General features: G+C 65.3%; 11 protein-coding genes. 4 read left to right on the top strand and 7 right to left on the bottom strand.

Annotation, left to right across the window (positions count from 1 at the left end; translation table 11 throughout):
• Window positions 1-429: 429 nt before the first annotated feature.
• From AC0L3S_RS24960 to AC0L3S_RS24935, 6 genes are all read right to left on the bottom strand, one after another.
• Complete coding sequence (locus AC0L3S_RS24960; protein WP_473281926.1) at window positions 430-1,662, bottom strand: hydantoinase/carbamoylase family amidase; 1,233 nt, start codon at window positions 1,660-1,662, stop codon at window positions 430-432.
• Window positions 1,655-2,440, bottom strand: a complete 786-nt coding sequence (locus tag AC0L3S_RS24955; RefSeq protein ID WP_473281924.1) for an ABC transporter ATP-binding protein — start codon at window positions 2,438-2,440, stop codon at window positions 1,655-1,657. Before AC0L3S_RS24955 ends, AC0L3S_RS24960 begins: the two co-directional genes overlap by 8 nt.
• Window positions 2,437-3,210 (bottom strand): ABC transporter permease, encoded by a 774-nt coding sequence (locus AC0L3S_RS24950; protein ID WP_473281922.1) that lies wholly within the window; start codon window positions 3,208-3,210, stop codon window positions 2,437-2,439. Before AC0L3S_RS24950 ends, AC0L3S_RS24955 begins: the two co-directional genes overlap by 4 nt.
• 73 nt (window positions 3,211-3,283) lie before the next feature.
• Window positions 3,284-4,228, bottom strand: coding sequence for an ABC transporter substrate-binding protein (locus AC0L3S_RS24945; protein ID WP_473281920.1), 945 nt, complete (start codon window positions 4,226-4,228; stop codon window positions 3,284-3,286).
• A gap of 106 nt (window positions 4,229-4,334) precedes the next feature.
• On the bottom strand, window positions 4,335-5,063 hold the full coding sequence (gene hutC, locus AC0L3S_RS24940; RefSeq protein WP_473264972.1) for a histidine utilization repressor: 729 nt from the start codon (window positions 5,061-5,063) through the stop codon (window positions 4,335-4,337).
• Window positions 5,060-6,418, bottom strand: coding sequence for a formimidoylglutamate deiminase (locus AC0L3S_RS24935; RefSeq protein ID WP_473281918.1), 1,359 nt, complete (start codon window positions 6,416-6,418; stop codon window positions 5,060-5,062). The genes hutC and AC0L3S_RS24935 overlap by 4 nt, the downstream gene beginning before the upstream one ends.
• 99 nt (window positions 6,419-6,517) lie before the next feature.
• Between AC0L3S_RS24935 and hutI the strand changes: the two genes are divergently transcribed.
• From hutI to hutU, 3 genes are read left to right on the top strand one after another with little or no spacing between them, the layout of a single operon-like run.
• Window positions 6,518-7,732: an imidazolonepropionase gene (hutI, locus tag AC0L3S_RS24930; RefSeq protein ID WP_473281916.1), complete on the top strand. Its 1,215-nt coding sequence runs from the start codon at window positions 6,518-6,520 to the stop codon at window positions 7,730-7,732.
• Window positions 7,729-9,288 carry a histidine ammonia-lyase gene (hutH, locus tag AC0L3S_RS24925; RefSeq protein WP_473281914.1) on the top strand — a complete coding sequence of 520 codons (1,560 nt, stop codon included), beginning with the start codon at window positions 7,729-7,731 and terminating at the stop codon, window positions 9,286-9,288. The genes hutI and hutH overlap by 4 nt, the downstream gene beginning before the upstream one ends.
• Window positions 9,289-9,301: 13 nt before the next feature.
• The gene (gene hutU, locus AC0L3S_RS24920; RefSeq protein WP_473281912.1) at window positions 9,302-10,969 is read left to right on the top strand and encodes a urocanate hydratase; all 1,668 of its coding nucleotides are present in this window, start codon (window positions 9,302-9,304) and stop codon (window positions 10,967-10,969) included.
• A 7-nt stretch (window positions 10,970-10,976) separates the two neighbouring features.
• Here the strand turns inward: hutU and AC0L3S_RS24915 are convergent, their stop codons facing one another.
• Window positions 10,977-12,986, bottom strand: a complete 2,010-nt coding sequence (locus AC0L3S_RS24915) for a putative bifunctional diguanylate cyclase/phosphodiesterase (RefSeq protein WP_473281910.1) — start codon at window positions 12,984-12,986, stop codon at window positions 10,977-10,979.
• A gap of 402 nt (window positions 12,987-13,388) precedes the next feature.
• Here AC0L3S_RS24915 and AC0L3S_RS24910 point away from each other — a divergent pair, with 402 nt between their 5' ends.
• Window positions 13,389-14,705, top strand: a complete 1,317-nt coding sequence (locus tag AC0L3S_RS24910) for an alpha/beta hydrolase (protein WP_473281907.1) — start codon at window positions 13,389-13,391, stop codon at window positions 14,703-14,705.
• The last annotated feature ends 8 nt before the right edge of the window (window positions 14,706-14,713 follow it).

Here is a 14,713-nt window from a genome sequence, read left to right as displayed (position 1 = left end):
GGGCGAGGGAGGCCAGAAGGAAAGTTCGGCTCCCGGGAGAGCACGGCATAAGCCGTCCGACCATCGCGCAGGGAAGGTCGAGTGATTGGCACCACCTGTATGCTGCTGTGCGGTTTTCCTGCGTGTGCTTTCGCGCAGCGGACCGCGGGTGCGAGGTCAGCACCCGGCCTTCCCTGCGCCCTCTTGGAAAAGAGGGTGGAGCGACTGAAGCAAAGCTCGGGCGAAATCAGCCGCGAGGATGAGAAGCTGCGTCTGCAAGTTAGATTCGGATGCAACGATGGATTTCGCTCTCGTGCCCCGGACGCAGCGCAGCGCTCTTGCGGTGCGCTGCAGAGCCGGGGCCCATCTCTCCGCATTACGCCGTGTCGCCCCTGGGTCCCGGCTCTGCGCAGCAGCGCAAGAGCGCTGCAGCGCGTCCGGGACACGAGCCTAGCCGCCGAGTATCCTCCGGCAAGCGTCGACGAACACCTGGGCGCCGGTGATGATGTCGGCATCGGCGGTGTTCTCGGTCCAGTGATGGCTGATGCCGCCGATCGACGGCACGAACAGCATACCCGCGGGCATGACGGCCGCAAGCATCTGCGCATCGTGGCCGGCGCCGCTGGGCATGCGGACGGACCGTCCGCCGGCGACGGCCTTGGCCGCGGCTTCGATCGCATCCTGAAAGCCCGAATTCATCATCGCGGGCGCGCCAGTGCGAATCTTCTCCACGGCGACGGTGCAGGGACCCTTCGCGCTGGCCTCGTCCGCCATGCTCCGCAGCAGTTGCTCCAGCCGCGCGATGACGGAAGGATCGTCGTCGCGGATCTGGAACAGCATTTCGGCACCACCTGGAATGATGCTCGGCGCGCCCGGATCGAGCGTGATGCGGCCGGTGGTCCAGACCGTGCGCGGGCCGCAGCTCTCGGGAAAACGCGCGTCGATCGCGACACAGAACTTTGCAAGCGCCAGCCCGGCATCCTTCCGTGCAGCCATGCGGGTGGTGCCGGCGTGATTCTGCTCACCGACGAAATTGATCTGGTATTGCCAGATGCCGACGATGGAGGTGACGACGCCGATCGCAAGGCGACCGCTTTCAAGCGTGTCGCCCTGCTCGATATGGGCTTCCAGATATCCGACGTACCGCCCCGGCTCGGCGGTGGTGCGCGGTCGTCCTGCGAGCCCCATCTCGGCGAGTGCGTCTCGCATGGTGCGGCCGCTGGTGCGGTCGCGTGCGGCATCAATGTCGGCCTCTGTCACTTGCCCGACATAGGAGCGCGACCCGAGGAAGTGCCCAAAGTGTCCTTCCTCGTCGCACCAGGCGGCAAGTTCGACCGCGCCTTCGAGCAAGGGATCGCCATTGAGCACGCGGGCCGCTTCGAGCGCGTAGACGACACCGAGCGGGCCGTCGAGCCAGCCGGCGTAGTTCTGGCTCTCGAGGTGCGATCCCGCCAGCAGCTTGGGTCCCGACTTTGCGCTGGTGCCGAAGACATTGCCGATGCCGTCGATCGCGGCGGTGAGGCCCGCGTCGGGCAGCTTCTGCATCAGCCAATCCAGCGAAAGCTTGTGCGGCTCGGAGAAGGTCGGTTTGTGCACGCCGGTCTTGTACGCGCCGATGGCACGGAGCGCATTGAGATCGGCGAGAACGCGCATCCCGTTGGCGCGTGAAAAGGTGTCAGGCATGCTCGGCAACCTTCAACGCCTCGGTGCGGATCTCCTCGACCAGCCGTTCCTTCAACAGGACGAATTCGGGCGTGGTCTTGATCTTGTAGGAGCGCGGATGCGGCAGGTCTACATTGATCTCGGCCTTGATGCGGCCGGGACGCGCGCTCATGACGATGACGCGGCTGCCGAGGAAGATCGCTTCCTCGATGTCGTGGGTCACGAACAATACGGTCTTCTGGTCGCGCTCCCAGATCCCGAGCAGCATTTCCTGCATCAAGGCGCGTGTCTGGTTGTCGAGCGCGCCGAAGGGCTCGTCGAGCAGCAGGATCTTGGGATCATTGGCGAGCGCGCGCGCGATCGCGGTGCGCTGCTGCATGCCGCCGGAGAGTTGTTTTGGCCAATGGTTCTCGAAGCCGGACAGACCGACCTGGCGAATGAAGGCGTCAGCGATCTTGTTTCGCTCCGCCTCGGACACGCCACGCTCGCGCAGGCCGAAGGCGATGTTCTCGCGCACCGTCAGCCAGGGAAACAACGTGTAGGACTGGAATACCATGCCGCGATCGGCGCCCGGGCCGGTCACCTCGCGTCCATCGAGCACCACGCGTCCGCCGGTCGGTCGATCGAGGCCGGCGACGATGCGAAGCAGCGTGGACTTGCCGCAGCCGGAAGGGCCGAGGATGGTGACGAAGTCGTTGTTGCCGATCACGAGATCGGTCGGCTCCAGCGCCCTCGTCGGGGCGTTGCCGTGACGCGCGGGGAAGGTCCGCGAGACTTGTTCGATCTTGAGGATCGTCATGCGAGCCTCCAGGGAAACAGCCACGCGTTGAACGCCTTGAACAGGAAGTCCGAGGCGAGGCCGATCAGCCCGATCACGATGATGCCGAAGATGATCTGGCCGGTGTTGAGCAGCGCCTGGCTGTCGGTGATCATGTGCCCGATGCCGGAGGAGGAGCCGATCAGTTCGGCGACGATGACATAGGTCCAGGCCCAGCCCAGCACCAGCCGCAGGATCTCGGCGATCTCCGGGGCGGAAGAGGGCAACAGCACGCGGCGGATGATGCCGCGGTCGCTGGCACCCAGCGTATAGGCCGCCTCGACCAGGTCGCGCCGCGTGGTGCCGACGGTGACCGCGATCATCAGGATGATCTGGAACACCGAGCCGATGAAGATGACGAGCAGCTTCTGCAGTTCGCCGATGCCAGCCCACAGGATCAGGAGGGGAATGAAGGCGGACGCCGGCAAATAGCGCGCAAAGGAGACGAACGGTTCGAGGAACGCCTCGACCGGCTTGTATGCGCCCATCAGCACGCCGAACGGCACGGCGATGATGGCGGCCAGCACGAAGCCGCCGACGACGCGCCAGATCGTCATGCCGATGTCGAATAGGAAGCCCTGTTTGATGATCAGATCGACGCCTTCCTGCACCATGGTCAGCGGATTGGCGAGGAACACCTTCGACACGTGGCCGCCGAAGGTCGCCCAGGACCACAGGGCAACGAACACCACGAAGAACGCAAGGCCGTAAGCCACGCGCTGCCTTGACGTCACGGGATCGAGGGGACGCATCTAAATGTCTATCCGGACGGTGAACAAGTTTACCGGCCCCGTCGCGAGACGGGGCCGGCGGCTCCTGGGAGATTTACTTGATGTAGCTCGCGTCGAAGAGATCCTCGACCTTCGGCGCGGCCTTGATGATGCCGATCTCCAGCAGGAGGTCGGTGGCTTCCTTGTTGAAGGTCAGGAAATCGCCGGCGAAGAATTTCTGGTTGGCGGCCTTGTCCTGCCAGCGCAGATACTTCGCCGAGTTGCCGAACGCCTCGCCGGTCTGCTTCACGTCGGCGCCCATGATCTCGTAGGCCTTGGCTTGGTCCTTGGCGATCATGTCGAGGGCCTCGAAATAGCTGTCGGCGAGCGCCTTGGCGGCCTTCGGGTTCTCGGTGAGGAATTTCGGCGTGCAGCCGAACGTGTCCATGACCATCGGATAGTCGAGCGTGGTCGCGATGATCTTGCCCTTGTCGGGTGCGGCACGAACCGTCGACAGATACGGCTCATAGGTCATCGCGGCATCGTTCTGGCCGGAGACGAAGGCCTGTGCGGCCGCCGCCGGCTCGAGGTTCACGACGGTGACGTCCTTCACCGACAGGCCGTTCTTCTTGAGCATCCAGGCCAGCGCGAAATAGGGCGAGGTGCCGGGCGCGGAAGCCGCAACCGTCTTGCCCTTCAGATCCTTGATCGAGGCGAGCTCGTTGCGCACGGCCATGCCGTCGGCGCCGTAGCTCTTGTCGAGCTGGAAGATCTGCTTGGTCGCGACGCCGTTGGCGTTCCAGGAGATCCAGGTCTCCACGGTCGTTGCCGCGCACTGGACGTCACCGGACGCGATCGCGAGATGGCGATCCTTCTGCGGTATCTTCTTGATGGTGACGTCGAGGCCGTTCTTCTTGAAGATGCCGGCTTCCTTCGCCAGCGTCAGCGGCGCAAAGCCGGTCCATCCGGAGATGCCGACGCCGACCTTGACGTCGTCGGCGAGCACGGGGGTGGAGACCGTAAGCGCAATGACTGCCGCAAATACTTTCGAACTACGCATGATAGTCGTCCTCTTGCCGATCGATGGATTGACGTCCTGTTGATCTTGGTCGGTCCTCATGGACCGTTGCCCGAAGCGTTGCACGATTTGTGCCGACATCGTCCTCTCAGCCTCCCTTGAATCGGGCGACAAGGCGGTGAGAGTCACCGGGATAGAGCAGCCGCACCGCGGTGATCGTGCGCGTGCTGCGCCAGGTATAGCGGTCGATCACGAGGCAGGGTGCGCCGACGGCGATGTCGAGCGCTTCCGCCGTGCGATCGTCCGCGACGATAGCGCTGATCGTATGCTCGGCCTCGGTCCATGGAACATGGTGAAGCAGCCACGAGCCGGGCGGCTCACGCGAAAAATCCGCGGTCGCCGCATCCGGCACCGACGCGAGATCGATCAACCTGTCCTCGACTGCGAAAGGCACGTTGTCGGCGCTGTGGCGGCAGGTGATCGCGATCACCTTGCCGGCCTTCTTGACGCCGAGGCGGTCGCGGTCGGCAGCGGTTGCGGTGCGGAGCTTGCGGCCGATCAGCTCGTAGCCGTAAGCGCGCCCGAGCCCGGTGATCTCGGCGCGCATGTCGGCGATCTTGAGCACGGCCGACTGGTGTTGCGGCCGGCGGACGAAGGAGCCGGCACGTCGCCGCCGCTCGATCAGGTCGGCTTGCGCGAGCTCCGACAGGGCCTTGTTCACGGTCATGCGCGAGCAGCCGTAACGCGCGACCAGCTCGTGCTCGAATGGGATGCGATGCCCGGGCGGCCACTCGCCGGTCAGAATGCGGTTCTCGATATCGGCGCGGATTCGCTTGTACAGCGTCGGCTGGTCGGTCGTATCAGTGGCGAGACTCATGCAACGAGCCTCCGCACTGATGCGTTGAAGCGTTCGCGCGCGGCCTGGCGCAGTCTGTGCTGGCCGCCTTCGACCACCTTGTCGCCGCCGACCCAGACGCAATCGATCGCACCGCTGCCCGCAGCAAAGATCCAGCCGTCCATGACGGAGTCGTGCGCGCGCCCCGCCAGCGAGGGATGCGTGATGTCGAGCGTGACGATGTCGGCGCGCGCACCGGGCGTGAGACTGACTGACGTCTGTGCCAAGGCCCGGGCACCGCCTGCAAGCGCATGATCGAACAGGGCGCGCCCCGTCGAGCGGCCTGGGCCAGCGGAGAGCACGTTCCGCCCGCGGTGCTTGAGCCGTTGGCCATATTCGAGCTGGCGCAGCTCGTCGGCGACGCCAACGAGCACATTGGAATCCGTGCCGATGCCAAAGGCGCCGCCGGCACCGACGAATTCGCGGGCCGGGAAAATGCCATCGCCAAGGCTTGCCTCGGTGATGGGGCAGAGTCCGGCGACCGCGCCGATCCTGGCGAAGGCAGTGACTTCTTCATCCGTCGTGTGGGTCGCGTGGATGAGGCACCAGCGTCGGTCGACGGGCGCGTGCTCCAGCAACCATTGCACTGGACGTCGTCCGGACCACGCCAGGCAATCCTCCACTTCCTTCACCTGCTCGGCGGCATGAATGTGCACCGGTCCCCCGTCCGCGAGCGGAATGATCGCTGCAAGCTCGTCCGGCGCCACCGCGCGCAAACTGTGCGGCGCGATGCCAATATTCGCGTCCGGCAATCGTGCAATCGCCTTGCGCGAGGCCGCCATCAGCGCGGAAAATTGATCAACCGTACATATGAAGCGGCGCTGGCCGGCGTGCGGCGCCGCGCCGCCGAAGCCGCCATGCGCATAAAAACTCGGCAGCAGCGTCAGCGCGATACCCGAGGCCTCTGCCGCCTGCGCGATGCGTGCGGCCATTTCGCCGATGTCGGCGTAGGGCGAGCCGTCGCGATCATGATGCAGATAATGGAATTCGCCGACGCGGGTAAAACCCTGCTCCAGCATCTCGACATAAAGCAAGGTCGCGACCGCTGCGACGTCGTCAGGCGTCATCGCCAGCGCGAAGCGGTACATCGTCTCGCGCCAGGTCCAGAAGGTGTCGGCGCTATCGCCGCGTAGTTCTGCAAGCCCCGCCATGCCGCGCTGGAACGCATGGCTGTGCAGGCTCGCCAATCCCGGCAGCGCGATCTGGTGGCGTTCGTCGCCGAAGGCCGGGGTCACGCCCGGCGTCACCTCGGCGATCGCGCCGGCGGCGATCACCACCTGCACGTCATTGGCCCAGCCCGAGGGCAGGAGCGCGGAGGCGAAATGCAGTCGTGTCATGTTTCCATGCCGGCTGGACAGAACCGCGACACGATTATATGTCTAGACATATAAGTCAAGCATCCCAGGGCGCAGGGGCATCCGCGAAGGGACAGTTGCATGGCAGAGCGCTTCGACCGGATCTGGCATAACGGCCGGCTCGCCACGATGCGGGCCGACCGTCCCGATCTCGGCGAGATCGAGCACGGCGTGATCGCTGCGCGCGGCGGCCGTATCGTCTATGCGGGTTCGCAGGCCGATTTTCCGGCGAGCGCCGATGCAGCCGACCGGATCGATTGCGAGGGGCGTTGGATCACGCCTGGTCTCGTCGATTGTCACACCCATCTGGTCTATGGCGGCAACCGCGCCCATGAATTCGAGCTGCGCCTGAAGGGCGCGAGCTACGAGGAGATCGCGCGCGCCGGCGGCGGCATCGTCTCGACGGTGGCCGCGACACGCAAGGCAAGCGAGGCCGAGCTCGTAGCACACGCGCTGCCGCGGCTCGATGCGCTGATTGGCGAGGGTGCCACCACGGTCGAGATCAAGTCCGGCTACGGCTTGGACACCGAGACCGAGATGCGGCAGCTGGCCGCCGCGCGAAGCCTGGGTCGTCAGCGGTCGGTCGCGATTCGAACCTCGTTTCTTGGTGCGCATGCCCTGCCGCCGGAGGCCGACGGCAACAAGGATCGCTACATCGATCTCGTCTGCAGGGAGATGTTGCCGGCGGTCGCGCAGGCGGGCCTGGCTGATGCCGTCGATGCCTTCATGGAGGGTATCGCATTCTCCGGGGAGCAGACGGCTCGGGTGTTCGAGACGGCGAGCCGGCTTGGACTGCCGGTCAAGCTGCATGCCGACCAGCTCTCGAGCCTCGGCGGTGCTGCGCTCGCCGCAAAATTCTCGGCGCTATCGGCCGATCACCTCGAGCACACCGACGAAGCCGGTGCAGCGGCAATGGCAAAAGCTCAAACGGTGGCCGTGCTGCTGCCCGGCGCCTTCTACTTCATCCGCGAGACGCAAAAACCGCCGGTCGAGGCATTCCGCAAGCACGGCGTTGCCATGGCGCTGGCGACCGACTGCAATCCGGGCAGCTCGCCGCTGACATCGCTCCTGCTCGCCATGAACATGGGCGCGACGCTGTTCCGGATGAACGTGACCGAGTGCCTTGCCGGTGTCACTCGCGAAGGCGCGCGAGCGCTCGGCGTGCTCCATGATACCGGCACGCTCGAGGCCGGCAAATGGTGCGACCTTGCGATCTGGGGCATCGAGCGCCCTGCCGAGCTGGTCTACCGCATCGGCTTCAATCCGCTGCACCGCCGGGTGTGGAGGGGACAGTGACGGAGCGGGGCGCGCCGATCGTTGTCAAGCCGGGAACGGTCAGCCTCGATGATCTCGCGCGCGTGCTCGAAGGCACATCTGTCGTTCTCGATCCCTCGTTCTGGCCGCGCGTCGACGCGGCCGCGGAGATCGTGGCAAGGGCCGCGCGAGCGGATGCTCCCGTCTACGGCATCAACACCGGCTTCGGGAAGCTGGCGTCGAAGCGCATCCCGCCTGATGAGACCGCGCTGCTCCAGCGCAATCTCATCGTCTCGCATTGCTGCGGCGTTGGCACGGCGACGCCCGAACCGATCGTCCGTCTGATGATGGCGCTGAAAATCATCTCGCTCGGGCGCGGCGCCTCCGGCGTGCGCCGCGAGGTGATCGAGCAGCTGCAGGCCATGCTGGCGCGGCGCGTCTCACCGCTGGTGCCGCAGCAAGGTTCGGTCGGCGCTTCCGGCGATCTCGCGCCGCTCGCGCATATGACCGCTGTGATGATCGGTGAAGGGCAGGCGATCGTCGACGGCAAGATCGTGTCGGGTAGCGATGCGCTCGCCGCGGCCAGCCTGCCGCCACTGACGCTCGGTCCCAAGGAAGGGCTCGCGCTGATCAACGGCACGCAATTCTCCACCGCTTACGCCATCTCCGGCGTGCTGCGCGCATTTCGCCTGGCCCGTGCCGCGCTCGTCACCGGCGCGCTGTCGGTCGATGCGGCGATGGCCTCCACGGCGCCGTTCCGCCCCGAGATCCAGGCACTCCGCGGCCATCCCGGACAGATCGCGGCCGCGGCAAGCTTGATGGCGCTGCTCGACGGCAGCGACATCCGCCTATCGCATCTCGAAGGCGACGAGCGCGTGCAGGATCCCTATTGCCTGCGCTGCCAGCCGCAGGTTGCGGGCGCGGCGCTCGACCTGATCGTGCAGGCGGCGCGGACGCTGATCGTCGAAGCCAATGCCGTCACCGACAATCCGCTCGTCCTGGTCGAGACCGGCGAGATCGTCTCCGGCGGCAATTTCCATGCCGAACCGGTGGCCTTTGCGGCGGATACCATCGCGCTCGCGCTGTCGGAGATCGGCGCGATCAGCGAGCGGCGCATCGCGACGCTGGTCGATCCCGCGCTCAATTTCGGCCTGCCGCCGTTCCTCACTCCCGATCCCGGTATCAATTCCGGCTTCATGATCGCCGAGGTGACGGCGGCCGCGCTCTATGCCGAGAACAAGCAGCGCGCGGCCGCCTGTTCGATCGACTCGACGCCGACCAGTGCCAACCAGGAAGACCATGTCTCGATGGCCGCGCATGCTGCACGGCGCCTGTCCGACATGGCGGACAATCTCGCCACAATCCTGGGCATCGAGTTCTTGGTGGCCGCCCAAGGCATCACACTGCGCGCGCCGCATGCGACCAGCGCGCCGCTCGCCGCCGTCATCGCCGCACTGCGCGAGCAGGTGCCGCAGCTCGGCGCCGACCGCTACATGGCCGGCGATCTCGCCAAGGCTGCTGCGCTGGTCGAGGCCGACGCGCTGCCGGCTGCGGTGCTCGCCGTACTTTCAACCGACCCGTTTCCGACGCTTGCCTGACGAGGTGCTCCGCATGAACCGCCGACTGGACAATGAACGCACCATTCGCGCGCCCCGCGGCAGCGAAATCAGCGCCAAGAGCTGGTTGACGGAAGCTCCCTTGCGCATGCTCATGAACAATCTCGATCCCGACGTTGCAGAACGTCCGAGCGAGCTGGTCGTCTATGGCGGCATCGGCCGCGCCGCGCGCGACTGGGAGAGCTTCGACCGGATCGTTGCTTCGCTGCGCGAGCTCGAGGACGACCAGACGCTGCTGGTCCAGTCCGGCAGGCCGGTCGGCGTGTTCCACACCCATGCCGACGCGCCGCGCGTGCTGATCGCCAACTCCAACATCGTGCCGCACTGGGCGACGCTCGATCATTTCAACGAGCTCGATCGCAAGGGCCTGATGATGTACGGCCAGATGACGGCGGGTTCCTGGATCTACATCGGCAGCCAGGGGATCGTGCAGGGCACCTACGAGACGTTTGTCGAGGTCGGGCGTCGCCATTACGGCGGCAGCCTCGCCGGCAAATGGATTCTGACGGCCGGTCTCGGCGGCATGGGCGGCGCGCAGCCGCTGGCAGCGACCATGGCCGGGGCCTCGATGCTGGCGGTCGAATGCCAGCCGAGCCGCATCGAGATGCGTCTGCGCACCGGGTATCTCGATCGCCAGGCCGCAACGCTCGACGAGGCGCTTGCGATCATGGCGGAGGCGGCGAAGACGAAGAAGGCGGTCTCGGTCGGCCTGCTCGGCAATGCCGCCGAGATATTTCCCGAGCTGGTCCGGCGTCGTGTCAGGCCCGACATCGTCACCGATCAGACCAGCGCGCACGATCCGATCAACGGCTATTTGCCGAAGGGCTGGACGCTCGCCGAGTGGGAGACCAAGCGCGCCGCCGACCCCAAGGCCGTGGAGCGCGCCTCGAAGATCTCGATGGTCGAGCACGTCCAGGCCATGCTGGATTTCCATGCGCAAGGCATTCCGACGCTCGACTACGGCAACAACATCCGCCAGATGGCGCAGGACATGGGCCTGAAGAATGCCTTCGATTTCCCCGGCTTCGTCCCCGCCTATATCCGTCACTTGTTCTGCCGCGGCGTCGGGCCTTTCCGCTGGGCTGCGCTGTCGGGCGATCCCGAGGACATCTTCAAGACCGATGCCAAGGTCAAGGAGCTGATGCCTGACGACAAGCACCTGCACAATTGGCTCGACATGGCCAAAGAGCGCATCAAGTTCCAGGGCCTGCCGGCGCGGATCTGCTGGGTCGGGCTCGGCGATCGCGATCGCCTGGGCCTTGCCTTCAACGAGATGGTGGCGCGTGGCGAATTGACGGCACCCATCGTGATCGGCCGCGACCATCTCGACAGCGGCTCGGTGGCGAGCCCCAACCGCGAAACCGAAGCGATGAAGGACGGTTCGGACGCTGTGTCCGACTGGCCCTTGCTCAACGCGCTGCTCAATTGCGCCAGCGGCGCGACCTGGGTGTCGCTGCATCACGGCGGCGGCGTCGGCATCGGCTATTCCCAGCATGCCGGCATGGTGATCGTCGCCGACGGCACGCCGGAAGCGGCGAAGCGGATCGCGCGCGTGCTCTGGAACGATCCTGCCAGCGGCGTCATGCGCCACGCCGACGCGGGCTACGACACCGCGATCGACTGCGCCCGCGACAAAGGGCTCGATCTGCCGAGCCTGCGCTAGGCGCGACTCAGGCCACGACCCTGGCTCCGGCGCCGCTGAGGCGTTGGCGTTCCTTTGCGAGATACTCGTCGATCGCGTCGCCGTGCATGGGCTTTGCGAAGTAGTAGCCCTGGATGAAGTCGCATCCCAGCCGGCGCAAGGTGTCGAGCTGAGCGCGGGTCTCGACGCCCTCGGCGACGCAGGCGATCTCCATGTCGTCACAGAGGCCCGTGAGAGACTTGATGATCTTGTGGCTCACTGGATTGTCGTTGACGTCGGCGATGAAGCTGCGGTCGATCTTGATTTTGTCGAGCGGCAGCCAGTGCACGTGGCTCAGCGAGGAGTAGCCGGTGCCGAAATCGTCCAGCGAAATGCCGCAACCCATCGCCTTCAATGCCGCGATCGACTGTTGCGCGCGTACGAAATCGAAGGTGACGGCGGTCTCGGTGATCTCGAAGTCGATCCGGCGCGGCGGCAGCCCGCTCTTCTCCACGATGGTGATCAGCGGCAGGATGCCCTCGGGCGAGCAGACGTCGTGGGCGGACAGGTTGAACGACAGGCGGATGTGGTCGGGCCAGGTCCTGGCCGTCGCGAGCGCACGTACCAGCAGCGCCTGCGTCAGCGGCCGGATCAGGCCGATGCGCTCGGCGGCCGGAATGAAGTCGGCCGGCGAAACCAGGCCAAGGCGGGCGCTGTGCCAGCGCGCCAGGACCTCGAAGCCGGCGGTGTGCTCGCTCATGGCGTCTACGATCGGCTGGAACACCAGGTCCATCTCGGTGCTGAAATCGGCGGTGCGCAGCAAATTCTCGATGACGCCGCGGCTGCGGATCTCGGCCTCGAGCTCGCTCGAGAAGATCACGGTGCGGCCGCGCAGATGGCGCTTGGCGTGATAGAGCGAATAGTCGGCGCATTCATAGAGCGCTTCCGCCGTCGTTGCCGATTGCGGGAATAGCGCGAAGCCGATCGAGCAGGACAGCCCGGTATGGGCGGTGTCGAGCTGGTAGGGCAGCTTGACCTGGTCACCAACGCGTTCGCCGAGCCGCATCAGATCCGTATCGTCAGGGTCGCCGCACACGACGAGACCAAACTCGTCGCCGCCGAGCCTGGCGAATTCCACCCGCTGCGGACCGAAGCCCTCGCAGACCTCGCGGATGCGCCGGCCCGCCTCGATCAGAACGCGGTCGCCGACGGAGTGGCCGTAATTGTCATTGATCGGCTTGAAGCCATCGAGGTCGATGATCCCGACCGCGACTCGAACGTTCCTGCGCTCGGCATCGGTGAACGCGCTCGACAACTCGGCGAAGAAGCGGCGGCGGTTCGGCAACTCCGTCAGGGAATCGAGGTTGGCGAGGCGGAAGTTCTCGTCCGAAAGGGCCTGGGTGGCGGCCTGCTGCGCCAGCAGCGATTTGCGGCTCGCGACGAGATCGGCGAAGTCCCGATAGTAGATGAACAGCACCGTCACCATCGCCCCCGACACGAGCAGATTGTTGACGGCGATCGCCTTCAGCGTCGGCTCGCCGGTGGCCCAGAAGAACAGCACATAGGGCACGTCGACGACCAGCGTCACGATCAGTGCCGCCGAGCGCAGATGCATCAGCGAGAAAATGCAGCCGATCACGGTCACCGCCATGTAGAAGGCCACCTGACTCTTGGCGAAAGCATCGCCGTAAGGGTAGAGTGCGAAGGACCATGCTGTGAAGCCTGCGCCGATCGGCGCCGCGATCCAGTTGGTAAAGCGCAGATTGCGCAGGATGTCGGCATCGGTGCGCACGACACGGCGCTGGCGCAGCCACCAGAATGTGCGAAAGCCTGTGATCGCGATCAACAGGGCGGGCACGATCATACTGAGCGAGGGCGGTGCCAGCGGCACATAGGTATAAGCCACCGCGATCGTGTTTGTGATCAGGATGAAATAGAGCAGCGGGATTTGTTTTGAGAACGCGTCGAATTGCGCGCGCATCAGTTCCGGATTGTCGGCCGGCACCCGAAACAGCTCCACAACGGCAGCTAGATGAGACTTCAAATTGGTGACAGGCATTGCAATTTCAGCCCTGGATTCCTTCAAAACGCGGCCGATCTTGCACGGCGAGGGTAAAGGGCGCGTTAGATTGGAGTCTTTCGCGAGAGGTTCGACGCGCCGCTGATCTTCTCGATACGCGCACCGGTGAGGCTGCGTTAACGATATCCGGCGGCGGAAGTGCGGGGATTGGCTGAAAGAGCCTGCATAAGTAGCGGCTACGCTCCGCTAACCATGTGCGCCAGCGCAACGTATTGTCGCACCGACGATTTCGTGGCAATGCGCGGAATAACTGTGCCTGTCCGTTTTGACCATGGCGGCCATCGCTGCAACGCGGCCGGCTGAGGTTTGACCGCGCGCAGTCGGCTCGCCATACTTTGCCCCAAGGCGAGCCAGAAAGACTCGTCGCCATCGGGAGCTGAAATGACCAAATCATTCTCCGTCCTTACGGGGACGCTGATTTCCCTCGTCTCCTTCACTTCGATTGCCTTCTCGCAGCCGGCCTGCGTCACCCAGAATATGGCTGTGCCGCCTGGGGCCAACACCGCCGACAAGGCGGGCCCGTTCTTCATCGATACGACGGGTCTCGACTTCAAGACGGCGCCTCCGACGCGCGATCCCTCCAATCCCAATTACCCGCGCGCCACCGAGCTTCCTGACGCAACGCTGCCGCCACCGGGCGCCGAGGGCAATTTCATCGTCGGTCCCACCCACAATCCTGCGCCGGAGACGATCGCGAAGGAGGGCGTGCCGCGTGGGACGACAAAGTCCTTCACGTTGTCGTCGAAGGAGAGCACCATCTACAATCCGGGCCTGATCCGCGACGATCTTGCCGGTTGCACCAATTCCTCGATCATGACGACCATCACGGCGCCGAACGACAAGTCGCACATGATCGTCACCACCAGCCATCCAGGGATCTGGTCGCGCACCATCGACGTCTACGTGCCGGCGCAATATGTGCGCGGCACCGAGGCGCCGTTCATCGTGGTCGGCGACGGCGGCTCCAACGCCTACAAGGATCTCACCGTCACGCTCGACAATCTGATCGCGCAGCGCCGCGTGCCGCCGATGATCGCGATCCAGATCGGCAATGGCGGGCAGGACGCGCAGGGCAGTCAGCGCGGCCGCGAATATGACGCGGTGTCAGGCGCCTACGCGCAATTCGTCGAGCGTGAAGTGCTGCCGCTGGTCGAAAAGAACGCCGAGGTCAGGCTGACCAAAAATCCCGATGGGCGTGCGACCATGGGGCTGAGTTCGAGCGGCCTGGCAGCCTTCACCATGGCGTGGTTCTATCCCGATCTCTATCACCGCGTGCTGGCGTTCTCGCCGACCATGGTCAACCAGCAATGGCCGCATGACCCGTCGCTGCGCGGTGGCGCCTGGGAATATCACAGCGCATGGACGGGGCCGGCCACACCCAATCTCATCTCTAAGGCGGGCGTGCTCAGGCCGGCCGAGCCGCCCGGCGTGCCGCTGATCGTCGCTGCGCCGGCCAAGCCGATCCGCTTCTGGTTCTTCGGCGGCGACCAGGACCTGTTCTATCCGAACCCCACCATTCCCGACGGCATGCACGACTGGACCCTCTCCAACGCGCTGATGGCCAAGGTGCTGGCGGAGAAGGGCTACCACTATCAGTTCCTGTTCGTGCGCAACGCCAAGCACGTCGACCGTCCCACGATCGCGCAGACGCTGCCGTCGGCGCTAGAGTGGGTCTGGAAGGGCTATCCTATCCCTTGAGCGCAGGG

The organism is Bradyrhizobium sp. Ken01 (assembly GCF_055807355.1).
Note: the sequence above shows the minus strand (reverse complement) of the source record. Positions and strands in the feature narration are given on the sequence as shown.

Excerpts from the sequence above, each read along its gene's own strand:
- AC0L3S_RS24960 (WP_473281926.1), bottom strand. The coding sequence starts at position 1,662 with ATGCCTGACACCTTTTCACGCGCCAACGGGATGCGCGTTCTCGCCGAT.
- AC0L3S_RS24955 (WP_473281924.1), bottom strand. The coding sequence starts at position 2,440 with ATGACGATCCTCAAGATCGAACAAGTCTCGCGGACCTTCCCCGCGCGT.
- hutU (WP_473281912.1), top strand. The coding sequence starts at position 9,302 with ATGAACCGCCGACTGGACAATGAACGCACCATTCGCGCGCCCCGCGGC.
- AC0L3S_RS24915 (WP_473281910.1), bottom strand. The coding sequence starts at position 12,986 with ATGCCTGTCACCAATTTGAAGTCTCATCTAGCTGCCGTTGTGGAGCTG.
- AC0L3S_RS24950 (WP_473281922.1), bottom strand. The coding sequence starts at position 3,210 with ATGCGTCCCCTCGATCCCGTGACGTCAAGGCAGCGCGTGGCTTACGGC.
- AC0L3S_RS24945 (WP_473281920.1), bottom strand. The coding sequence starts at position 4,228 with ATGCGTAGTTCGAAAGTATTTGCGGCAGTCATTGCGCTTACGGTCTCC.
- hutI (WP_473281916.1), top strand. The coding sequence starts at position 6,518 with ATGGCAGAGCGCTTCGACCGGATCTGGCATAACGGCCGGCTCGCCACG.
- AC0L3S_RS24910 (WP_473281907.1), top strand. The coding sequence starts at position 13,389 with ATGACCAAATCATTCTCCGTCCTTACGGGGACGCTGATTTCCCTCGTC.
- hutC (WP_473264972.1), bottom strand. The coding sequence starts at position 5,063 with ATGAGTCTCGCCACTGATACGACCGACCAGCCGACGCTGTACAAGCGA.
- AC0L3S_RS24935 (WP_473281918.1), bottom strand. The coding sequence starts at position 6,418 with ATGACACGACTGCATTTCGCCTCCGCGCTCCTGCCCTCGGGCTGGGCC.